The following is a 21608-nucleotide window of genomic DNA, read 5'->3' on the forward strand; positions in this document are numbered from 1 at the left end:
CAACAACCTCCTTTGGTTTATCGGCGCAGCTCATTCCCTCTGTCGTTCAGGAATGATGCAGCCTCCCCAAAGGGGTCCGGCTACAGTACCACTGCGCCATCGATATTTGTAAAAATGTTATCCTTTATGTTCTCGCCATCCACTGCCGTAACGATAGTCCTGGTAGGAACGTTGACTATAAATGCAAGATTGCCCATAAGCACCAACGAATCCCGCACGCCCTTTTCCCTTGCCTTTTCAATGGCATGGCCGATTCTGTCTATCTCATCCTGTGATAGCTGGATATTCCTTTGCCTCATCCTGATTTGGGCATGCTTGCTGAATTTGATGGCTTGCTCATTCCGTACTGCTTCTTTCAGTATTTCATCAAAGCCGATATTGGTTACTCCGTTACTGACCCTTCTGAGAGAGCCGGACTGTTGGGGAATGCCCGATATTCTGCCGGTATAGACGAGACGGTTGTATTCTACTTTGCTGCTGTCCATATTACTTATCCCCTTGTTTATCTACTGTTTCAGAATAGATTTCCTTTACATCATCCAAAGCAACATCATTTCCATTGACGTGAAGGATTACTTTGCCGTTGACCATTGAGACCCCCTCAACTCTCCCGTACACTGGAGTAACCCATCCTGAATTCTCTGACCTCTTCTCTGCATAAACTATCTTATCTAGCAGCCCCATGGCCTTAAGGGAAGTAAAATCGTTGCTCAAATTTTGCATCAATTCCAAAGTGCTGAACTGCGCAAGTTGGGCGATGAATTCTCTATCCTCCATGGGATTTAAAGGGTCCTGATACTTCAGCTGCGTTACAAGAAGCTTTAAAAATGCGTCCTTGCCCAGATGATTGTCGGACTGTTTCGAATTCTTCACAGTATACGCTTGACTGTTTACACTGCTCACATACATTTCTATACCTCCTTTTTACGCAAAGCAATCGAACCTATGGTGGCCGTTATAATATGCAGCCGGGCTAATGATGCTGCGCTGCAGTTCTGCCATGTCAGGCCTTACCCTTCTAATCGGTTTTTCCAAGTGCCAGCCATTTCCCATTCCATTGTGCTGCGGCTGCTGATAATCCTGGCCGATATTTACATCAATATTCGCAAAGCTATAACCCTTTTGAACAAGCATTGCTTTAAGTTCCTGGACATGCGACTGCAAGAAATCCTTAACCGCATTAGAATTCACAGTGATTCTAACCTGAAGGGTTCCATCTTCTATGGCCACTTTTATGACCATCTTGCCCAGTTCGGGTGGTTTTAAGAGCACTTCCATCTCGGATCGCTTGTCCGACAATAAGACCCTCACCCTATCAGCGATATCGGCCAGCACTTCATTAAAGTTCAAAGCCCGTTGGCCGTGTACGTTGCTCACCTCATCATTAGACGCCTGCTGCAGCTGCCCATCAGCATATAAGTGTTCTAATGCATGGCCTTCCTGGGCCTGGTTTAAATCGAATTGGAATTCTTCTTTCCCTTCATCCAAAGCAGCCGCATCACGGTATATACCTTGTTCTATATACTCTACATGCAAAGCCATAGGCTCGTCGCTTGGGCGCCCAACGTCGGCCTTCAAGGTTATGGGAGAGCCTCTGGGCTGTGCAGTTACACCTTCCAGCGGATCTGAATAGCTGCTTTTAGCAGTCCCATCCCTTTTCAAGCCCACATCTTCTTTGATGCCTGCCACAATTTCCGAAGTGTATGATTTCTCGCCCCGAGCTAGCGTGTTCAAAGCCGAGGATTCCTTCACAGTGGGCTCAACATCGCCGGTAGAAACGTTATATACAACATTGAAAAGTTGCCCTTGTGCTTTTCCATGGAACTCCTGAATGCCATTTGCTGAATGCAAAAGCGCGGTTACATTCTGGTAAGGCACAGCCTCGACACCATGAGCCTCTTCCGGCATAGAAAACATTAGCTCCGACAATATTTGTTCAGACGATAATTGCTCCGGCAACGCCTGATCCGAAAAATGCATCGATTGAACCTGGGAAATGTGATCTTGAAGTACTTTCACCAACTGGTGCGATGCCATATCTTCGGAAATTTGATATCCCGGCAGATGTAAAGGAATTTTCAACGCTGCTGCCATGGCTTTTGACGATGCCGATGAAAGCACTTCATTCCCCTTATCATCGCTTGTTCCACCGGAACCCGCAACTTGAAGCGACATGAGGCTTTGAAGCACCAGGCCAAACTCTCCAGAGCATCCTTCCTCTGATGCAGCAGGTGAGCGTTTTTCTTCGGAGTTAACGTTGCTTGGCATGATCCTCTGTATTAAAGCCATCTCCACAGCCTTTTCACCTCCTTCCCACACGGCTTTTATGCAAAAGCTGGGAAGTTATTGCCCAGCCATTTGCCGCGTCAACTCTGCCGCCTTTTTGGGATCCATTTCTCCAAGAACCTCAGCGCTTCTTTCCACCGGCATATTTTTGAGTATCTGGATTACGAGAGCAGTATCTTCCATCTCGGATAAAATGGAGGCGGCTTGCTCTGCATCCATATTCTCATAAACTTTAGCTATATCCTTTATAGTTTCAAATTGGGCCGACAGCTTTTGCTGCAATTCCTCCATTTCTTTTTCCTTTTGCTCAAGCTCCAGTTCCCATTGCTCCAGTTGTCGCTGCTTGTCCTCCAACTGGCCCTTTAAGGTATTAAGGCGACTTTCCAAATCTTTCAGCCTATTTTTTTCATCCTCAATGGCTTTTAGCTGCTGCTGTAACTCGCTATCTTCATTGGATCGCAGTTGTCCATCTATTTTAGAAGGGAACAGCAATGCTACAACAGTATCCCTTATACCTCCCACATTGAAAAGAAGCGATAATCCTGCACCGGTCACGATAAACAGCAGCACCACAAAGATTACAAGCCTTGCGGCACCACTGGTATCTGCTGCTAAACTTTTTCCCACCTTTCCCTTTGTGTTCCTATCATTCCTTGCCATTTACCTGTCCACCCTGTCTGTATATTTTATAGCCCGCATATTCGTCCACTACCTTTTGATACCTCTTTTCGGTCTCCAAGAGGTATTGGTAATACTGCCTTTCCTTCATCTCGCTCAACACGTTAACCTCCCTGACCAGACCGATAAGCCTTACCTTTATGGAGTCTAAATTATTGCTTGCCTCAGCAACTACCTGTTCCTGAAACTTTATGCGCTTCTGAAGCAAGCCCGAATAAGAAGCATACAGCTTCATGTGGCGCGCCGTCGTACCCTTTGCAGTCAACTGCTCCATATCTGAGGTAAGGCCGCGGTATTCGTCAACCAACTTGGACAATACCGCCCGCTGCATATCCAGCTCCCTTTGAGCCTTGGCATATTCTCCTTCAGTCTGTTTTTTCTTCAGTTGCTTTACTCTAAGCAATGCATCGAGCGAAAACTTGAACTTAGCCATTGGACACGTCTCTCCAAATCACAGCCTTCTGGATATCATTTAGTGAACCCTTGCGATTTCACTGGCTGACTATCCTTTCCATCCGCTGGCGAGTGTCCTCAAAATCAACCTTTTCGTCTATGGCCTGCTGCAAAAATTCAGTTATCTGAGGCATCTTATCGATAGCCTCATCTACTTCGGGATTGCTTCCACGGCGATAGGCACCTATATTGATAAGGTCCCTGGCTTCTTCATAAACCGCCATAAGCGCCTTTATCTTCCCCGCCAGCTGCATATGGCTTTGGTCCACCACATCGGGCATTACCCTGCTGACGCTGCCCAGTACATCAATGGCTGGATAGTGGTTCCTATTGGCCAACCTTCGCGACAGCAGTATATGTCCATCCAGTATTCCGCGTACAGCATCGCTGATGGGCTCATTGAAGTCATCTCCATCCACCAACACGGTGTACAGGCCTGTTATGGAACCCCTCTCCCCATTACCCACTCTTTCCAGCAGTTTGGGCAATATCGAAAACACCGATGGGGTATACCCTCTGGAAACCGGCGGCTCGCCTATGGCCAAACCTACTTCCCGCTGAGCCATGGCAAAGCGCGTTATCGAATCCATCATGAGCAGCACATTTTTCCCTTTATCCCTGAAAAACTCAGCTATGGTGGTAGCCACAAAAGCTGCCTTTAGGCGCACCAGCGGCGGTTGATCCGATGTGGCAACCACTAAGACCGAACGCTTAAGCCCATCTCTTAAGTCTTTTTCTATGAATTCCCTGACCTCTCTACCCCGCTCGCCTATGAGAGCGATGACGTTAACCTCAGCCAGGGTGTTGCGCGCAATCATTCCCAGCAGGGTACTCTTACCTACGCCGCTTCCTGCAAATATCCCCAATCTTTGCCCCTGTCCGCAGGTAAGCAACCCATCTATAGCCCTCACCCCCAGCACCAGCGGCTTTGAGATCCTTTGCCGGTTTAGAGGGTGAGGAGGAACATTTTGAATGCTGGCCCATCCTTCAGGTTCTATCGCAGCGCCCCCGTCCATGGGATTGCCCAGCCCATCCAGTATCCGCCCCATCAATTGGCTGCCAACAGCAACCTTAAATGGCCTGCCGGTCAATACCACCTTGCTGCCCGGCCCCACGCCGCTCAGTTCCCCGTATGGCATGAGCAGTATCCTGTCCTTGCGAAAGCCGACTATTTCTGCAGGGATGTAGGCGGTTTCCTTTGTATTGTATATATGGCATATTTCCCCCACTTCCCCGGCAGGCGCTTCGGCTTCTACAGTAAGGCCGATAACCTGTACTACCTGCCCCGTACACCTTATAATCTCAATCTCGTTTAACATATCCCTATATTTATCAAACGAGATACATACCATGTCAATGTCCCACCATAACAGCCTCGATTTCTCTTAATCGTACGTCAACGCTGCCATCTATCGTGCCTCTACCAGTGTCCACCACGCAGCTTCCAGGGCTTAAGAAATCATCTTCAATGATGTCCATACTTTCAATATGGTGCAGCTTGGACAACACGCGCTCTTTAAGGCTGGATATCCTTCTGTAATCGTGCTTGCTCACCTTAAGCTGTACCTTCACTTTACCCTGAATTTTCCTAAGGGTTGATTCAACTACCTGAGCTAAAACCTCGTCATCGGCTTCCAGGCGGTCATATATGGCTCGTTTGGCGATATCCACTGCTAAAGCCACCAGGTCTCGCTCAAATTGTTGATAAAGCGACTCCCTCTCCCTTATGATCTCTTCTTTCAGGCGCTGGGCTTCATCGATTTCGGCTAAAAACCGTTTTTGAGCCTCCTCCAGCCCTTTTTGGAAACCAGCCTGGAATCCTTCTTGGAAACCTTCTTGAAATCCTGCCTCTTTTGCTTGTTCTTTTATCCTTTGAGCCTCACTGGTCGCTTGAGCTATTATTTCATGGGCTTCTCCCTGGGCATTATTGCGAATGGCATCAGCATCCCGCTTGGCCATTTCTATCAGGCATTCAACCGGTTTTGTCGCTTGTAAAGCAATGCCAGAATCATCGCCAGAGTCATCGCTTTCAACCTCAAACCGCATCTTGTGTTGCAACATAAATCGACTTTGGTGATCAAGGCAGATGCTGTGAGATTTAAACACGTTAGACAATTACCTCATCACCGCCTCCCCGCGATATTATGATCTCACCGGCTTCTTCAAGCTGCCTGATGATGTTCACTATCTTCTGCTGAGCATTTTCCACATCTCTGAGCCTCACCGGTCCCATATATTCCATATCTTCCTTTATCATTTCCTGCAGGCGCTTGGACATATTGGCAAATATAACCTTCTTGACTTCTTCGCTGGCTCCTTTTAGCGCCAAAGCCAGATCGCTGTTGTCGACCTCCCGCAGGAACCTCTGTATGGAACGATTATCCAGGGTAACGATATCCTCAAACACAAACATCCTTTTTCTTATCTCTTCAGCCAATTCCCTGTCTCTAAGTTCCAGATTTTCCATTATGTACTTTTCTGTACCCCGGTCAACCGACAGCAGTATATCCACCAAAGCTTGGATTCCACCAGCATTGGTAAAGTCGGCTGTCAGCATGGAAGAAAGCTTTTTCTCCAAAACCCTTTCCACTTCTTTTATGACATCCGGCGAAGTGCGATCCATCAGGGCTATTCTGGTAGCCACCTCTACCTGTTTTTCCTGAGGCAACGAGGAGATTATGGCGGCTGCTTGCTGTGGACGCAGATAGGCCAAAACCAGGGCTATGGTTTGAGGATGCTCGTTTTGTATAAAGTTAAGAATTTGTGCTGGCTCAGCTTTTCTAATGAAATCAAAAGGACGCACTTGCAGAGACGAAGTCAGCTTGTTGATTATCTCCAAAGCCTTCTGGCTGCCAAGGGCCCGCTCTAAGATCTCCCTGGCATATTCGATGCCGCCTTCGGATATGTAATTCTGAGCCAGGCATAGCTGATAAAACTCCTCAATTACTTGGTTCTTAACTTCGGCATCAACCCTGGATAGATTGGCTATCTCCAGGGTCAGCTGCTCGATTTCATCTTCGTTCAAATGCTTGTATATTTCGGAAGCCTTTTCTTTACCAAGCGCAACGAGCAAGATAGCGGCCTTTTTTCTGCCTGTCAATGTTCTCCTCTCGGTAAGCATGCCAATCTCCTCCTACTCCTCGCTCAGCCAGTTGCGCAGCAGCTGCGCCACAGCTTCAGGCCGCTCGGTGACCAGCCTTTCAAGTCGCTTTTTGATCTCATCGTACTCGTTGGTCAATTCCAACTCCAACGTAGACGGCTGCTGGGGCTCCTGAGCCAGTATCTCTTGGGCAGTAGCGGTTTCTAACTGGATACGGCGCGAACGCATGCGCATTACGACTATAAAGGCTACGATAATGGCAAAAGCCACTGACAGAGGCACTGACCAGTACAGCCATTCCGGCCTTTGGTCTTGGCGCCGTTCGAAACCTTCGAGCAACTGCTCCTGTAGCGAGGTATCAAATTTCATATTCTGTACCACCACCCTTGAAATATCCGTTCCAACTGCGGCCGCCACTAGCTCTTTAACCTGCGTAAGGATTTGCGGGCTTAAGAATTCATTGTCTATGATAACCGAAATGGATAGGTCCTCCACTTTTCCCTGCTGCTGCTCCAGAATTTCCTTTATCTCATTCACTTCATAGTTGACTATCTCATGGGTCCTATCGTATGTACCGCTTTCAGCGCTTTCAAGCTCGGGATACTGGGTGGTGTTGGAAGTCTCACCTACAACCCCTCCGGGGATGGCGTTTCTCACCTTTTCCCTCAAAACCTCACGGCTGGCAATTATCCCGTCCTCATCCACCACTGGTTCAAACCTCACCGACTCGGTGGTCCTCTTATCGAAATTCAGCTTGACATTGACGGTAGCAACCACCTTCCTGTATCCGAACACTGGCTCCAACAAGCTGATGACCTGATCCCGTATGCGATCCTCCAGCCGGTGCTCCAGTTCAAACTGGGTTCCCACCATCTCTTCCTCTTCGGCACCAGTGCCTGTCAAAACGTTCATGTTTGTATCAATAACGGTGACGTTCTCCTCCTTCAATCCTGGTACGCTCTTAGCCACCAAACGCACTATATTGTTGGCCTGGGAGGCGCTAATGCTATATCCCGGCTTTGTTTTAATGATCACTGAGGCCGTAACCGGCACCTGCTGGCTCTTGAGCACAAAGGCATCGTCCTTGGGCATCGCAATGGTCACAACGGCATCCTCTACTCCATCTAAAAACTTGATGGCCTGGCTTAAACGTTCCTGCAGCTGCATGATGAGCAATGCTCTTTTCTCCTCATCCGTCTGGCCAAAGTTGCTGTTTTGTAAAAATATGTCATAATTGAAACCCGTTTTGGGGTATCCTTCACTGGTAAGCTGCATTCTAAGCTCTACTTCCCTGTCCTTGGGAACCAATATGGTGGATGTACCTTGTACCTTTGGCTCAACGTTAAGCTCTTTTAACCTGGAATATATTTCGGCCACCTCTTGGCTGTCCAAACCGCTGTAAAGTACCACATATTCCTGCCGGGATAAAAGCAATGAAGCAAGGACTATGATCGCCAGCAACGCAGTTGCTCCGACGATAAACGCCTTTTTTTGCGCGCTGGTCAACTTCTCCCAATACTGGTTTAATTGTTGCTTTATGGTGTCCAGTGCCAACGCCATTTAATCCCCGCTTTCCTACTGCCTATTATAATTTCAGCAGGTAACATATGAATGTTCCCTGCTGATCAGCTCTTTTAAGAGTCACCACTCTTCGACAACATGTATCTTCATCTTACATAAAATTACCAAACAAATAAATCGGTCTTTCGACCTATTTTCATCTACCTTACACCTACACAATAATGGGACTTCATCACCTGTGGTACTTCGCGGCTAAAAAACCGACTCATATCTGCATGCGCATGATCTCCTGATAAGCCTCCAGCAGCTTATTTCTGACCTGAAGGGTAAATTGAAGTGCGATCTCGGCTTTTTCAGCATCTATCATGACCTTGTGAAGGCTTTCCGCTTGGCCGGTAGCCAGAAGATAATTGTTGTATGCGCTGGTCCTCTGCAGCTGCTGCAAATCAGAAATGGCCTGCTTCAAAACGTCGCTAAACGATAGGTTCTGCCCGTTTTGCTTTCTTAAACTGCTTGATATACCTGTAACGTTTCCAGAAGCCGCAATGGAGCTTATCTGCATATACCATCATCCTCCTATCTGCCTATCTCCAGTGCCTTCAATGCCATATTCTTGGCAGCATTAAAAGCGGTGACGTTGGCTTCATAAGATCGAGTGGCCGAAATCATGTCCACCATCTCTCTGAGTATCTCTACATTCGGCATCTGCACATAGCCATCCTCATCGGCATCGGGATGGGTTGGGTCATAAACCCTCTTGAAAGGAGTGGGGTCCTCCTGAACCCTGACGGCCTTAACCCCGCTACCCGAAAAACTTCCTAACTTTTCCTGCAGGTATTGCGAAAACGGCTTGGCATCCTGCCCTTCCCTTACCACCACAACCTTACGGCGATAGGGCTCACCGGTTTCTGTCCTTGTAGTCTGGGCGTTTGCGATGTTTTGAGCGATTACATCCATGCGCAGCTTCTGCAGCGTAAGGGCTGAAGCACTTATGTCAAATGCCCGGAACATCTTTTATCTCCTCCCCTCGCTTATGACCATCTTTAGCTTGTTAAACTCACCTGATATCTTCTGCACTAGCGCATTATACAGGATGACATTTTTCGCTAAGCTGGTCATCTCCTCATCCATATCGACGTTGTTGCCGTCTTCCCTCATCTGAGTACCAAAGGTGCGCACAACTCTAGGCCTAACCTCTTCGATGGAACTTGTCCCTATGTCCAGGTGCTTAGGCCTCGTCTTTTTACCCTTCAACCCGCTGGATTCAAGAGCTGATTTCAACTCCTCCTCAAATTCAACCCTGTATTTTTTATAGCCGGGGGTATCAGCGTTGGCGATATTGTGGGCTATGACTTCATTTCGCAACCACGAAGCGTCCAAAGCCTTTTCCAAAACGCCCATATGGTTAAAAAGCCTGTTGATCAACCTTCACCACCTGCCAACCACAATTATCCAACATTATTTATCAATTATATTCGATAAAAAATCACAAAATCCTTGTTCAAAAAGAAAATTTTTGTCACCAAAAAAGCGCATTTTTGCGAAAATGCGCTTTTTTTGGTTTACTATATTTGTTGGTTTACTATAGGAGCTTATCTGCTCTATTCTTCAGCCTCAAAAGGCTCTTCTTCACCTTCATCAATAACTTCCTCTTGCTCGATAACTTGGAGAAATGCCTGGAAGACTTCTTCAAGTTCTTCCTCATCTTCGATGGAAACGTATATGTCGTTTCCCTCATCATCCTGCTCTACCCTGAGAATGACCACTTCTCCTTCATCGGAGTCAGGCTCATCCTCTTCTATGGGCATCAGCACGATGTACTCCCTGCCATCGAAATCCAGAGTGAGCAGATGTTCAAACTGGACAACCTCATCGTTCTCATCGATAAGCTCGATTATGTTGGATTCCATTTCCATAAGATCAACCTTCTTTCTTTTTATTGTTTAAGTAATCCAGATAGCTTTGAAGAATGAGCACGGCTGCTATCTTGTCAGCCTTTAATTTCCTCCTGTCACGTCGAACCCCTGCCTCTATCATTAACCGATGGGCTGAAAGGGTGGTCAACCTTTCGTCCCAGTAGACAATTTCCCCAGAATATATGCTCTTAAGCTCTTTGGCAAATTGTCTCACCTTATCGGCCTGTGGGCCCAACGTGCCATTCATGTTTACAGGCAGGCCAATGACTATCTTTTCAGGATTATACTGCTTCAATATGCTGGATAGGTTTGAAAACAGCTTTTCCTTGCTGGATTTTTCAAGGGTCTGAAGCCCCTGTGCTGTCCATCCCATGGCATCGCTGACAGCTACCCCTACGCGTTTATCACCCACATCCAAAGCCAGTATCCTCACAGGCCAATCCCTTTCCCCCATGTTATATTACTTTTATTGCCAACTCTGGGCAAGCGCTCCCGCAATAGCCGCAAAGCACGCATCTGCTATGGTCAACCTCAACCTTGCCTTCCTGTCCAATGGAAAGAGCGCCCTGCGGACAACGCGCCACGCATCTGCCGCATCCAGCGCACCAGTCCTGTATAAGCAGCTTTCTCTTATAGGATTTCAAAATTTCCTCCAGAATATGCGGTACCTCTCCCTTATCAAAGAAGCTGACATTGGCATATACCTCTTCAATCCTTTGCATGCCTACGGCAACAGAATGGATGTACGGGAAGTCGAGAACAAACTTTAAAGCCCGTTTAAACTCAGAAATAAGGTGTCCCCCTCCTAAAGGCTTCATGGCATATATGCCCTTGCCGTTTGTATAGGCCAGCTCTATGGCAGCCGTCATATCTTGTAAAGTACCATCCACTATGCCTACTCCGCGGTAGTTGAGTATGGGATGTATCACATCGATTTCCTCCATGACAGCTGCTGCTTTTACTGCTGCTACATAATGGGTAGAGATTCCCACCGCTCGTATGATCCCCTTCTGCTTTTGGGCAATAAAATATTCCAATGCCTCCCTGTGTCCCTTTAGGGTAAGAGGACCTTCCTGCTCATGGAGCAAAAATATGTCGATATAGTCGCGCCCTATGCCTCTCAAAGCCCGCTCCAGAGTTTCGCGGGCAGTGCGGGTATCATAGGCATAAGATTTGGAAGCTATTACCAGGTCTCTGTGCGACTTTAAAACCTCGCGTATATAAGGATATGTGCCGTACAGGTCGGCCGTATCTATGAAATTTACCCCCAGCTCCACGGCCTTGCGTATGACAGCTGCTCCTTCTTCTAAAGGAAGGTTTCTCTGCAAGGGACCTATGGTTAGGCTGCCAAAGCACAGCCTGGATACTACAATGGGCGTCTTGCCCAGCCTATTGTACTGCATGGATGCTGCTCGCTCATCTATTGAGATTATGTTCTATATAGAATCGGAGCAGCTCCTCCAGCAGTTCGTCCCTCTCCAGCTTCCTGATGAGGGAACGGGCGTTTTTATGGCTGGTTATATAGGTGGGGTCGCCCGATATAAAATACCCCACCAATTGGTTTATGGGGTTATAGCCTTTTTGCTCCAGGGCCTGATAAACGCTCAGTAGGATGTCCCTCGGAGTTTCAGACACCTCTTTCTTGAGCTTAAACATCATGGTTTCCTGAAGATCGCCATTCATATAATATTTACCTGCCTTTTAAGAGGAATTCTTCAAAGTTTATCTTACTCTATTTTGCATATTTTTTCAAACATAAAATGGCCATCTTTCAATTAATTTATACCCAGCTGCTTGGCCAGCAAAACGCACACCTGATCCAAAGCCTCCTGCATCTTGCTTGCATCTTTACCCCCGGCCTGGGCCATATCAGGACGCCCACCACCGCCGCCACCTGCTACTTTAGCCACTTCTCGCAGCAAATTCCCCACATGGACGCCTCTGGCCACAGCGTCCTTGGTGGCTCCGGCAGCAAAGTGCACCTTGCCTTCCCTTACGGTAGCTAATACCACAACCCCCAGCTTTACTCTACCCTTGACGGCATCCACCATATCCCGCAAGCCTTCCATATCCTGGCCTTCCACACAGGCAGCAATGCACTTTATGCCGCCCACATCCTTAGCCGACTCAATCAGCGAGTCCACAGAACTCAAGGCCAGTTTAGCGCGCAGCTGCTCTATCTCCCTTTCCTGCTCCTTGATTTGGGCCACTAAACCTTGTATTCTACCCTCAAGGTCAGAAGGGTTGGTCTTAAGCTCCCTGCAAATATCGGCTATAAGCCTTTCCTGGTTCAAAAGATGGTTATATACCTCAAAGCCGGTTATGGCTTCAATTCTCCTTACGCCGGCCGCAACCCCCGATTCGCTGAGTATCTTAAACATCCCTGCTTGACCGGTATTGGTAAGGTGCGTTCCCCCGCACAGCTCAATGCTAAAATCACCTATTTTGACAACCCGCACCATCTCTCCATACTTCTCTCCAAACAGAGCTATGGCTCCCATCTTCTCAGCCTTGTCTAAAGTGGTCTCTATCACCTCAACGGGGATGGCCTCCATAATCTTCTGGTTTACCAAACTCTCCACTTTGCGGAGCTCTTCGCTAGACAGCGCCGAGAAATGGGAAAAGTCAAAGCGCAACCTCTGAGGAGTCACCAGAGAACCCGCCTGCTCCACATGGGGGCCTAAAACCTGCCTTAGAGCGCTGTGCAGCAAGTGGGTAGCCGTATGGTTACGAGCAGCCGCTAGCCTCAACTCCTTATCAACTATGGCCTGCACCGTATCGTCCTGGTTCAAGGTACCAGAGAGCACCTTGCCGTAATGTACCACCTTATTGCCAAACAGCTTCTTTACATCGTATATCTCGACCTTGCCATCGTCCCACAGTAGCACGCCCTTATCGGCCACCTGCCCACCGCTTTCGGCATAAAAAGGAGTTTGGTCCAACACCACGGCTATCTCCTGGCCTTGCGTAGCGCTTTCAACCCTTGTCTCGCCTTGAATGATGGCCAGCACGCGGCTGGTGCTTTCAAGGGATTGATATCCTACAAAATCAGTTGAGGCATCGGCTTCGATCAGCTTGTATATATTGCTGTCCATGCCCATATAGTCGGTCACGCGATGAGCAGCCCTGGCCCGTTCCCGCTGCACCTCCATCTCCTGCTGGAAACCTTGCTCGTCAATCTCAAGGCCTTCTTCCTGCAAGATCTCCCTAGTGAGATCAAGGGGAAAGCCATAGGTATCATACAGCTTAAATGCCTTGGAGCCATCCAAAACTTTCTGCCCCCGTTGCTTCAGATCATCTATATATTCCTTCAAATAGGCCAACCCCTGGTCGATGGTCTCCCTGAAGCGCTCTTCTTCTATCTGTATTATCCTTAAAATATAATCCTCCCTCTGCTTGAGCTCGGGATAGGCCTGATGGGATTGCTTTATGACCGTTTTAGCCAGCTGGCTCAAGAAAGGTTCCTCAATCCCCAGTAACCGGCCATGGCGTGCAGCTCTTCTCAAGATCCTGCGAAGCACATATCCGCGCCCTTCGTTGGAGGGAAGTATCCCATCGCCTACCATAAATGTGATGCTGCGTATGTGATCGGTGATAACCCGCAAAGACACATCGGTATTGTATGACTTACCGTATTCAACCCCGGCGATTTGGCTGACGTGCTCGAGTATATCCCTTATGGTGTCGACTTCAAAAAGGGAGTCAACCTCCTGCATTATGGCAGAGATCCTTTCAAGGCCCATACCAGTATCGATGTTGGGATGCGGAAGGGGATGATAATTCCCCTCTTCATCCTTGTCGAATTGAGTAAATACCAAATTCCAGAACTCGACAAAACGGTCGCAATCACAGCCTGGACCGCAATCGGGCCTGCCACAACCCTTGTCCGCCCCTCTATCGAAGTATATCTCAGAACAAGGACCACAAGGCCCCGTACCTATCTCCCAAAAGTTGTCTTCTTTTCCCATCCTCACGATTTTATGCTCGGGAAGCCCAATCTCTTTGTGCCAAATTTCAAACGCCTCATCATCCTGCTCGTATATGCTGACCCACAGCCGCTCTTCTGGCAGCTTCAAGTCCTGGGTGACAAACTCCCATGCCCAGCTGATGGCCTCTCTTTTGAAATAATCGCCAAAGGAGAAGTTGCCCAACATCTCGAAGAATGTGCCGTGCCTGGCAGTCTTGCCCACCCTTTCGATGTCGGGGGTGCGTATGCACTTCTGACAGGTGGCAATCCTCTTCTTTGGAGGCTTCTCCTGCCCGGTAAAGTAGGGTTTCAACGGAGCCATGCCAGCATTTATCAGCAAGAGGCTTTTGTCCTTCTGGGGAATCAGCGAAAAGCTAGGCAGTACCAGGTGATCCTTTCTCCTAAAAAACTCCAAAAACCTTGTTCTTATCTCGTTAAGGCCTAATTTCTCCATCCCATGTATTCCTCCCCGTAAGACAATTAAATAAGCGTCTCCTTCCCTTGGTAGGAGCGGGACGCAATTTAAAGCAAAATCCGCCCTAATCCTGCTATTTACTCATGATTATATAGAACCCCGGATGTTTTGTCAATTATGTCAAATTCTGCTTTTAAAGCTATCGCTTAGTGTGAGGTAGTCACTATGCTTAAATATATGTTTTTCACTATAACCCGTATTATGAGCACCACAGGCACGGCCAGAAGCATGCCCATTATTCCAAAAAACATCCCGCCAATCCACAATGACAGTATTATATATACGGGATGAAGCCCTACGTGGTCGCCCATAATCTTAGGGGTAATAAAGCTACCCTCCAGCTGCTGGACGGCTACCGTCACTACTATGGTCCAGATCAGCTTGGATGGAGCATTGAGCAAGGTGATTACCACAGCCGGTACCGCCCCTAGCCACGGTCCAAAATACGGTATGATCTCAAATATGCCAGCCACAACCCCCAGGAGCAAGGCATAAGGTATCCCGACGATAAGAAATCCTATGGTGGTAAAAGCCCATATGACCAACGATACAATGATCTGGCTTCTTATAAAGCGATTTAGAATGTAATGGACCTCCGAGAAGGTGCGCATTATGCCCTTCCTGTACCGAAGGGGAATGAGGTTGACCATCAATCTTTTGAAGTATTTCCTGTCCTTTAAAAAATAAAAGCTCAGCACTGGGATCATAAAGGCTTCAGATAAGCCAGAGGCACCGCCCATAAACCTTTCAAGGGTATGCCGCATCATCTCAACCAGTCGCCTCTGTATATCCTCTATGGCCTCATCCATGGCCTGCTGCACGCCATAAGGTAGCCCCATTTTTTTGAGCCTCGACTGAAAACCGGCAGCCAATTGTTTCAACTGGCGAGCATATTCCGGTATGTATTCGCTCAAAGAGATGACCTGCTTTATGAAAGGCGGTACGACCAAAAACCCAATGGCTACCAGCAAAAGTGCTACGCCGCCAAATAACGCTATTATGGCAACATTTCTGGGCATAAATCTCTCCAGCCACTCGCTTACAGGAACCAGGATATAGGAAATTATGATTGCAAAGAAAATAACGCGTAACACGCTTGATAATTTCCCCCAATTGGAAACCACGGCAAACAGCAAGGTGAAAAATACCAAAAATGCTGCTCCCAAGATGATATAAACCCTGTACGCCTTCACATGCCAGCCTCCACCCTGTTTTGTTTTAGTACGTAAAATAGGCCCGTTTCCGGGCCTCTATTTATTTCCTTCCCTTCATTTCTGACAGCATGCTAGCCATTACCTGAGAAGCGCTGTCCATGATACTCTTGCCATTCAGAAGTTTTCGTTTCATATCGCTGTCCCTATCGGACATTAAAAGCATGCTGGCTGCAATGCCCACCATGCTGCCTGCTATAAAGCCCCTTAGATACTTGTTCATCAGCATCCCACTCCCTTCTTGCAAATTTATTTGATATCCAGTAAAGTTTTGATCCCTCTATTGTATGCCTTTAGCTGCTGGACCTGTTCCATAGATACGATCACCGCATCTTCGTTTATGCTATTGGATGCGTCATATGGCAGGACGTACCGCCCTTCCAATAGGTCATCTATGAGCCCTCTGGAGATTTCAAAGCCTTCTATTGTACCGTCATTGGGGTCTAGTATTATATCGCTGATAAGCCCTACTTCCTGCCCGTCCCCTCTCAAAAGCTGGCGTCCCAAAATCCTATTGCCATACTCCTCGTCCCCTTCCATGGGCAAAGCTCCAAAACCTTCATCGTTTTGCAGGGGCTCATCCACTATGACCGCGTGCCTGCCTATGGTCCGCACCCGTTCAAGGGGAATATGCTTTTTCCTTTCTACAAAACCCTCGCTGGACACCAGCAACCCTTTTATCTTTTGATGTCCAGGTTTAAATATGATATCCACCACAACGCCTATCTTCTTGCCCGTCCTGGCGGATATGACGGGCAACCCTAAAAGTCTCCCTCTTTTCATCCCCTGCAGCATTTTCCAAGCATCCCCATTGACATCAACCCCATTTTTATTCGCTGTGTATTCTTTATTATCCCTCAACCTTAAAAAAAGATGACGGTAGAGGCAAACTTAATTTTTGGCAAAAATAAAGCCGGCATTGAGCCGGATTTTATGAATTTCAAAAAATCATAATTTTATGAAGCTTACTCTTAAAACGTTATCCAGCATCTCGATCTGCTTCAAAGCCTGAGGGCTGACTTCCTGGTCTACGTTGAGCACCATCAAAGCCTTGCCTTCCTTGCGATTCTGGCTGACCCTCATGGTCTCGATGTTGACGTTTTCGTTGCCCAGTATGGTGCCTATCTTGCCTATAACCCCAGGCCTGTCGTAATTCTGTATGACCAGCATATAGGGCGTGGGCTCGAAATCCACCTCGTATCCGCCGAAATTGACTATTCTTATCCCGTCCTTGCCAAATACGGTGCCTGCAAAGGTGATCTCCTTCTTGCTATTAGTGACCTTTACCGTTATCAAATTGGTGTAATGGTCCACCTCGCTCCTGATGCTCTCTATCACCTCAATGCCCCTGTCCTTTATGAGCATCTCCACGTTCACGAAGTTGACCCGCTCCTCTATGATGGATCCAAGCAACCCCGACAGATATGAAAGGGTGATTATCTTGGTCTCCTGCTTGGCTATATCTCCGCTGTATATTATCTCGACCTTCTGTACGGGGAGCTTTTCTGCCCGGTAGTACAGCCTTCCCATTATTTCAGCCAGCTTCAGGAAAGGCGACAGGGCATGTATATTGCGGATGTGAAGCCCGTGCAAGTTCACTGCATTGACTATGTTGCCCTTTAGTGCCTGGGATACCTGCTTTGCTATCTCCAGCCCCACGTTTTCTTGAGCCTCCTCGGTAGAAGCTCCAAGATGGGGCGTATATATGACGTTTTCTAGCTCCAGCAGCTTATGGTAAAACTCAGCACCGCCCGGCATCTCCTTTGGTTCGTTTTGGAACACGTCGATGGCCGCACCGGCGATTCTGCCGCTCTTCAACGCCTGATACAGGGCCTCTTCATCCACCAGCCCGCCGCGCGCGCAGTTTATTATCCTCAAGTTTGGCTTTGCCATGGCAAGCTCCTTCTCGCCTATTATGCCTATCGTCTCTTCGGTCTTGGGAAGGTGTATAGTTATGAAATCGGCCACCGCCATGACTTCTTCGATGGAATTTAGTCGCTTGACGCCCAGCTTTTCAAACCTCTCATCGGTTATATATGGGTCATACCCCATAACGTTCATGCCCAGGGCTTTTAGCCTGGTTGCCACGTTGGAGCCTATTCTACCCAGACCCAGTATCACCACCGTTTTATTATAAAGCTCCACTCCCTTGAATTTGCTGCGTATCCATTTACCGCCCTTTAAAGTAGTGTAGGCTTGTGGTATGTTTCGCGCCAGGGCCAACATCAAAGCAATGGTATGCTCTGCGGTGGATATATTGTTGCTTTCGGGGGTGTTTACCACTATGATCCCCTTTCTGGTGGCCGTTTCAACGTCGATGTTGTCTACCCCCGTACCGGCACGGCCGATCACCTTGAGGTTAACCCCTCTCTCTATGACCTCGGCGTTTACCTTTGTAGCGCTCCTAACGATGAGGGCATCGTATTCGCCTATGCACTCCAGCAGCGCCTGGGGGGTAAGGTCTGTGCGCTCATCCACTTCAAAATCGTTACGCAACAGCTCAATACCACTTTTAGCTATTTTTTCGGTTACAAGTATCTTCACCAAAACCACCTCACATCTTCAGCGTTTTGAGAGCAGCTGTTACGCCTGCCCCAAGCTCCAGCTTGTAGCCTGCCTTCAACAACGACAATTCCAAAGCGGTAATGGTCTTTAAAAGGTCAAATCCATCCACATAGCCCATATGGCCGATGCGCATGATCTTTCCTTTGAGATGTTGCTGCCCACCCGTTACCATTATGTCGTACTGCAGGTTCATGGTCTTGCGCACCTGGTCTATATCTATCCCTTCGGGCGCCTTGATAGAAGTGATGAGGTCCGAGGCGTACCTCTCATCTGCAAACAGCTCCAACCCCAAAGCCTTAACAGCAGCCCTGCACGCTTCAGCTAAGTTTTTGTGCCGTGCGAAGATGTTCTCCAGCCCTTCCTCAAGTATCATGTCCAGCGATTCGCTGGCTGCTATCACCAGGCTCACAGCGGTGGTATAGGGTGTGGTATTGTCATTTAAAGACTTCCTATATGCCAAAAAATCGAAGTAGAATTTGGGCAGCTTGGATTTTTCAATGGCATTCCAGGCTTTTTCGCTCACGCTTACAAAGGCCAATCCGGGGGGTAACATCAGGGCTTTCTGCGAACCGGCAATCACCATATCTATTCCCCACTCGTCGGTCTTGACCTCCATCCCGCCAAGGGAGCTTATGGCATCCACGATGTACAGGCAATCACGGCCTTTTAGCACCTCTCCAATGCCCTTTATATCGTTGGCTACGCCAGTAGAAGTCTCGTTATGGGTGACAAACACGCCTTTTATCCCATCGCCTTCGGGACCGTCCAGGAATTTTTTTATATCTTCCGGATCAGCGCCACGCCCCCACGGAACGCTCATGACTTTAACGTCCAACCCAAATCGAGTGGCTATCTTGACAAACCGATCGCCAAACACCCCCGTGCTGACCACCAATACCTTATCCCCGGGAGAAAACGCGTTGGCCACCGCAGCCTCCATACCGCCCGTCCCAGACGATACCAAGGTAAGCACCTGGTTGTTGGTCTGAAACACCTTTTTGAGGCTTTCATTCATCTTGACAAAGTAACGCTCGAACTCCTTAGTGCGATGGTGAATGATCTGCCTCGCCATGGTCTCTCTAACCCGATGGGGAATCATGGTAGGCCCTGGTGTCATGAGTAACTTATCTTTCCTCACTTGCCATTACCTCCTCTTTAAAAAATTTTACAAAAATTGAAAAACCCGTCCTTGTAAGCCAAGGACGGGAATATCTTCACGTGGTGCCACCTTATTTCGCCCAGAAGCATCCGCCTTATCTCGGCCGGAAGCGTCCGGGCCTCATTTGAGGATAACGGACTTCACCGGGATTGGTTATTTCCCAACCGACTTCGAGGTGGATTCAATAGGGCCGCCTTGGCAGCTCGCACCAACCGCTACCTCTCTGAATAGGCTCGCTCCCTATTTACTATTCCTCTTCATCGTCTTTCCCATATTTATTTTATCGTCAATTTTACAACAAACTCTATGATATGTCAATTGCTTTTTTCCGTGAAATGCCAATTATCTGCTTTAATCTTACGGGCCCGGTACCAAGTTTAAGATATCCTCCTCTTTCGTCCCTTCCACGTTTATGTAATAATCGGGTACATCCCCAACGATTATGGTTTCCGTAATTGGAACCCTCGTCTTTATATTGGCAGTGTCGCTGCCCAGGGGAACGACTATGCGGACGTTGGCCTCCATCACCATGTAAATCTTGTGGCGGGTCTGATTTATGCCGGCATTTTCAAACTCGGTGGCAAAATCTATGGCCACCGATCCTATTGGTATGATGGTGACTTTGATCCTTGGCCCCAAGCCAGCCAATATCTTGCTGTTGAATATGGATCCTAAAGGTATGTAGATGCCTTCAGCCCCCATGGAGCGGATCTCCTCCTGGGCGAGGCTGGACGTCTCTGTGGCTAAGGCGTTCATTCTGATGGTGTTGGCTTGTATCAGCGATATTTTGCCGTTTCTATCGGTCATCACATTGATGAGGTCGGTATACTTTATATCGCTATTGAGCACCTTCTTAACGGCGTTGTTCATAGCTTTTATGGCTATGTACCTCACCTGGGCTTCCGACATGGCTATAACAGTGGGCTTTATCCCTCTATCTATGATCAGAAATATAATGAGTGCTATCGCAAGTGCCATCGATATGATAATAAAGATTTTATACGTCCCTCTCCGGCGCCTCATGAAGGTACACACCTCCCCTACAGTTTATGAGCCGCATTGATAAATCGTTACTCAAATCTGCATAATTTGTGAAAATAAAATGGTTTGTAATACAATGTTAAAATGGAAGGCTACAATTTTAATAGGATTTTCATAAAGATTGTGCTATAATATAAAAAAACCAAACTATCATTAAACACTTGCCTTGTATTGGAGGTCAAAAATGAAGAAAAACGACAAAGAGAATAAAGGCCAGAAAAAGGATGCGAATAAAATAAAAGGCTATTTCAAAAAGGAAACTCGACAACCCAATTTCATATTATCTGTACTGGTCACCACCTTAAAGATGTTTTTGGTGCTCTTCATACTCTTGGGCTTTGCAGGATTTGGTGCATTCTTAGGCATAGCAAAAGGATACCTTGACGCTACGCCAACCCTAGACCTGGAGCGCATCGAAAACCAGAGCGAAACTTCGTTCATATATGACAGATATGGCAATCTGATCACCCCATACTACGGCCTCGAAAACCGCGTGTGGGCTTCGCTGGATGAAATCCCCAAGATGCTGCAGGACGCCGTCATAGCCGTTGAGGACGTGCGCTTTTATTACCATCATGGTATTGATTTCAAACGCCTGGTGGGAGCCATTATAAACAACCTACGCAACGAGTCCATACAGGGCGCCAGCACCATTACCCAGCAGCTTATAAAGAACACCTTGCTGACTCCAGAGCGCTCTTATAAGCGCAAAATCCAGGAAGCCTACCTGGCCATTCAGCTTGAGCAGAAATACAGCAAGGAGCAGATCCTAGAAGCATACTTAAATACCAGCTATTTTGGCAGCGGGAACTATGGCGTAAAGACGGCGGCGCAGGATTATTTCGGGAAAGACCTTAAGGATTTGACATTGAGGGAGTGCGCTGTCCTGGCGGGGATACTTAGAAACCCGTACTATTATGACCCTAGGAAGAATTTATATGACCCCAGTAGAAAGCCCGAGATAACCTACAATCGCACCAACTTAGTGCTGCGCCTTATGTACGAAAACGGCTTCATCACCAAGGAACAATACGAGGAAGCCAAGCTGGACCCAAATAAAACCCCTGAAGAACAAGGGTTCTACGTGAGAAAAGAGTCCACCCGTAACTCCCTCTATCCCATGCCGTATTTCGTGGAATACGTCATACTGGACGTTCGCGACAGGCTAATGGAACATTACGGCTGGACGGGCGATGAGGGCCGCCAGAGGGCCATGAAGCTGATCCAAGAAGGCGG

Annotated in this window: 24 protein-coding genes and 1 other annotated feature; of the genes, 1 reads left to right on the top strand and 23 read right to left on the bottom strand. The window is 47.8% G+C overall.

Going from position 1 to position 21608, the window contains the following annotated elements:
• Positions 1–80: 80 nt before the first annotated feature.
• The 23 genes from FWJ59_RS01995 to yunB form a co-directional block, all read right to left on the bottom strand.
• A complete protein-coding gene (locus tag FWJ59_RS01995) occupies positions 81–485 on the bottom strand; it encodes a TIGR02530 family flagellar biosynthesis protein (protein ID WP_414480313.1) in 405 nt (134 codons plus the stop codon).
• A gap of 1 nt (position 486) precedes the next feature.
• Positions 487–909: a flagellar hook capping FlgD N-terminal domain-containing protein gene (locus tag FWJ59_RS02000; protein ID WP_414480314.1), complete on the bottom strand. Its 423-nt coding sequence runs from the start codon at positions 907–909 to the stop codon at positions 487–489.
• Positions 910–924: 15 nt separating this feature from the next.
• Positions 925–2289: a flagellar hook-length control protein FliK gene (locus tag FWJ59_RS02005; protein WP_414480335.1), complete on the bottom strand. Its 1365-nt coding sequence runs from the start codon at positions 2287–2289 to the stop codon at positions 925–927.
• 54 nt (positions 2290–2343) lie between these two features.
• Positions 2344–2946 carry a MotE family protein gene (locus tag FWJ59_RS02010; protein ID WP_414480315.1) on the bottom strand — a complete coding sequence of 201 codons (603 nt, stop codon included), beginning with the start codon at positions 2944–2946 and terminating at the stop codon, positions 2344–2346.
• Entirely contained in the window at positions 2933–3397 is a 465-nt protein-coding gene (gene fliJ / locus FWJ59_RS02015) for a flagellar export protein FliJ (RefSeq protein ID WP_414480316.1), read from the bottom strand. Before fliJ ends, FWJ59_RS02010 begins: the two co-directional genes overlap by 14 nt.
• A 58-nt stretch (positions 3398–3455) precedes the next feature.
• Positions 3456–4769: a flagellar protein export ATPase FliI gene (gene fliI / locus FWJ59_RS02020; protein WP_414480317.1), complete on the bottom strand. Its 1314-nt coding sequence runs from the start codon at positions 4767–4769 to the stop codon at positions 3456–3458.
• Position 4770: 1 nt separating this feature from the next.
• Complete coding sequence (locus FWJ59_RS02025) at positions 4771–5478, bottom strand: FliH/SctL family protein (protein WP_414480318.1); 708 nt, start codon at positions 5476–5478, stop codon at positions 4771–4773.
• A gap of 46 nt (positions 5479–5524) precedes the next feature.
• On the bottom strand, positions 5525–6538 hold the full coding sequence (gene fliG, locus FWJ59_RS02030) for a flagellar motor switch protein FliG (RefSeq protein ID WP_414480319.1): 1014 nt from the start codon (positions 6536–6538) through the stop codon (positions 5525–5527).
• A gap of 12 nt (positions 6539–6550) precedes the next feature.
• On the bottom strand, positions 6551–8077 hold the full coding sequence (fliF, locus tag FWJ59_RS02035; RefSeq protein ID WP_414480320.1) for a flagellar basal-body MS-ring/collar protein FliF: 1527 nt from the start codon (positions 8075–8077) through the stop codon (positions 6551–6553).
• Between the two features lie 226 nt (positions 8078–8303).
• The gene (fliE, locus tag FWJ59_RS02040; protein WP_414480321.1) at positions 8304–8600 is read right to left on the bottom strand and encodes a flagellar hook-basal body complex protein FliE; all 297 of its coding nucleotides are present in this window, start codon (positions 8598–8600) and stop codon (positions 8304–8306) included.
• 14 nt (positions 8601–8614) lie between these two features.
• Positions 8615–9049, bottom strand: a complete 435-nt coding sequence (flgC, locus tag FWJ59_RS02045) for a flagellar basal body rod protein FlgC (protein ID WP_414480322.1) — start codon at positions 9047–9049, stop codon at positions 8615–8617.
• A gap of 3 nt (positions 9050–9052) precedes the next feature.
• Positions 9053–9463: a flagellar basal body rod protein FlgB gene (flgB, locus tag FWJ59_RS02050; protein WP_414480323.1), complete on the bottom strand. Its 411-nt coding sequence runs from the start codon at positions 9461–9463 to the stop codon at positions 9053–9055.
• 176 nt (positions 9464–9639) lie between these two features.
• Positions 9640–9954, bottom strand: coding sequence for a DUF1292 domain-containing protein (locus FWJ59_RS02055; protein ID WP_414480324.1), 315 nt, complete (start codon positions 9952–9954; stop codon positions 9640–9642).
• A 4-nt stretch (positions 9955–9958) separates the two neighbouring features.
• Positions 9959–10387 carry a Holliday junction resolvase RuvX gene (gene ruvX / locus FWJ59_RS02060; RefSeq protein ID WP_414480336.1) on the bottom strand — a complete coding sequence of 143 codons (429 nt, stop codon included), beginning with the start codon at positions 10385–10387 and terminating at the stop codon, positions 9959–9961.
• Between the two features lie 22 nt (positions 10388–10409).
• Positions 10410–11357, bottom strand: a complete 948-nt coding sequence (locus tag FWJ59_RS02065; RefSeq protein ID WP_414480325.1) for an aldo/keto reductase — start codon at positions 11355–11357, stop codon at positions 10410–10412.
• A 13-nt stretch (positions 11358–11370) separates the two neighbouring features.
• Positions 11371–11637 (bottom strand): IreB family regulatory phosphoprotein, encoded by a 267-nt coding sequence (locus FWJ59_RS02070; protein ID WP_414480326.1) that lies wholly within the window; start codon positions 11635–11637, stop codon positions 11371–11373.
• 92 nt (positions 11638–11729) lie between these two features.
• Positions 11730–14375, bottom strand: coding sequence for an alanine--tRNA ligase (alaS, locus tag FWJ59_RS02075; RefSeq protein WP_414480327.1), 2646 nt, complete (start codon positions 14373–14375; stop codon positions 11730–11732).
• 167 nt (positions 14376–14542) lie between these two features.
• The gene (locus FWJ59_RS02080) at positions 14543–15589 is read right to left on the bottom strand and encodes an AI-2E family transporter (RefSeq protein WP_414480328.1); all 1047 of its coding nucleotides are present in this window, start codon (positions 15587–15589) and stop codon (positions 14543–14545) included.
• A gap of 61 nt (positions 15590–15650) precedes the next feature.
• The gene (locus tag FWJ59_RS02085; protein ID WP_414480329.1) at positions 15651–15830 is read right to left on the bottom strand and encodes a hypothetical protein; all 180 of its coding nucleotides are present in this window, start codon (positions 15828–15830) and stop codon (positions 15651–15653) included.
• A gap of 26 nt (positions 15831–15856) precedes the next feature.
• Complete coding sequence (locus tag FWJ59_RS02090) at positions 15857–16402, bottom strand: PRC-barrel domain-containing protein (RefSeq protein WP_414480330.1); 546 nt, start codon at positions 16400–16402, stop codon at positions 15857–15859.
• A gap of 153 nt (positions 16403–16555) precedes the next feature.
• A complete protein-coding gene (gene serA / locus FWJ59_RS02095) occupies positions 16556–18151 on the bottom strand; it encodes a phosphoglycerate dehydrogenase (RefSeq protein WP_414480331.1) in 1596 nt (531 codons plus the stop codon).
• 10 nt (positions 18152–18161) lie between these two features.
• The gene (locus FWJ59_RS02100) at positions 18162–19310 is read right to left on the bottom strand and encodes a pyridoxal-phosphate-dependent aminotransferase family protein (protein ID WP_414480332.1); all 1149 of its coding nucleotides are present in this window, start codon (positions 19308–19310) and stop codon (positions 18162–18164) included.
• A gap of 57 nt (positions 19311–19367) precedes the next feature.
• Positions 19368–19601: a binding site (T-box leader), on the bottom strand.
• Positions 19602–19688: 87 nt separating this feature from the next.
• Positions 19689–20354, bottom strand: a complete 666-nt coding sequence (yunB, locus tag FWJ59_RS02105; protein WP_414480333.1) for a sporulation protein YunB — start codon at positions 20352–20354, stop codon at positions 19689–19691.
• A gap of 202 nt (positions 20355–20556) precedes the next feature.
• Between yunB and FWJ59_RS02110 the strand changes: the two genes are divergently transcribed.
• On the top strand, positions 20557–21608 hold a 1052-nt coding region (locus tag FWJ59_RS02110), incomplete at its 3' end, for a transglycosylase domain-containing protein (protein WP_414480334.1).

It is taken from the genome of Caldicoprobacter sp., from assembly GCF_047459465.1.
In the GTDB taxonomy this organism is placed as follows: Bacteria; Bacillota; Clostridia; order Caldicoprobacterales; family Caldicoprobacteraceae; genus Caldicoprobacter.

Bases quoted from the DNA above. Each gene is read 5' to 3' on its own strand.
- FWJ59_RS02005 (WP_414480335.1), bottom strand. From the start codon at position 2,289: ATGGCTTTAATACAGAGGATCATGCCAAGCAACGTTAACTCCGAAGAA.
- alaS (WP_414480327.1), bottom strand. From the start codon at position 14,375: ATGGAGAAATTAGGCCTTAACGAGATAAGAACAAGGTTTTTGGAGTTT.
- FWJ59_RS02085 (WP_414480329.1), bottom strand. From the start codon at position 15,830: ATGAACAAGTATCTAAGGGGCTTTATAGCAGGCAGCATGGTGGGCATT.
- flgC (WP_414480322.1), bottom strand. From the start codon at position 9,049: ATGTTCCGGGCATTTGACATAAGTGCTTCAGCCCTTACGCTGCAGAAG.
- fliE (WP_414480321.1), bottom strand. From the start codon at position 8,600: ATGCAGATAAGCTCCATTGCGGCTTCTGGAAACGTTACAGGTATATCA.
- FWJ59_RS02000 (WP_414480314.1), bottom strand. From the start codon at position 909: ATGTATGTGAGCAGTGTAAACAGTCAAGCGTATACTGTGAAGAATTCG.
- FWJ59_RS02065 (WP_414480325.1), bottom strand. From the start codon at position 11,357: ATGCAGTACAATAGGCTGGGCAAGACGCCCATTGTAGTATCCAGGCTG.
- fliF (WP_414480320.1), bottom strand. From the start codon at position 8,077: ATGGCGTTGGCACTGGACACCATAAAGCAACAATTAAACCAGTATTGG.
- fliI (WP_414480317.1), bottom strand. From the start codon at position 4,769: ATGGTATGTATCTCGTTTGATAAATATAGGGATATGTTAAACGAGATT.
- yunB (WP_414480333.1), bottom strand. From the start codon at position 20,354: ATGAGGCGCCGGAGAGGGACGTATAAAATCTTTATTATCATATCGATG.
- FWJ59_RS02025 (WP_414480318.1), bottom strand. From the start codon at position 5,478: ATGTTGCAACACAAGATGCGGTTTGAGGTTGAAAGCGATGACTCTGGC.
- FWJ59_RS01995 (WP_414480313.1), bottom strand. From the start codon at position 485: ATGGACAGCAGCAAAGTAGAATACAACCGTCTCGTCTATACCGGCAGA.
- FWJ59_RS02010 (WP_414480315.1), bottom strand. From the start codon at position 2,946: ATGGCAAGGAATGATAGGAACACAAAGGGAAAGGTGGGAAAAAGTTTA.
- fliG (WP_414480319.1), bottom strand. From the start codon at position 6,538: ATGCTTACCGAGAGGAGAACATTGACAGGCAGAAAAAAGGCCGCTATC.
- fliJ (WP_414480316.1), bottom strand. From the start codon at position 3,397: ATGGCTAAGTTCAAGTTTTCGCTCGATGCATTGCTTAGAGTAAAGCAA.
- FWJ59_RS02070 (WP_414480326.1), bottom strand. From the start codon at position 11,637: ATGAATGGCGATCTTCAGGAAACCATGATGTTTAAGCTCAAGAAAGAG.
- FWJ59_RS02055 (WP_414480324.1), bottom strand. From the start codon at position 9,954: ATGGAAATGGAATCCAACATAATCGAGCTTATCGATGAGAACGATGAG.
- FWJ59_RS02090 (WP_414480330.1), bottom strand. From the start codon at position 16,402: ATGCTGCAGGGGATGAAAAGAGGGAGACTTTTAGGGTTGCCCGTCATA.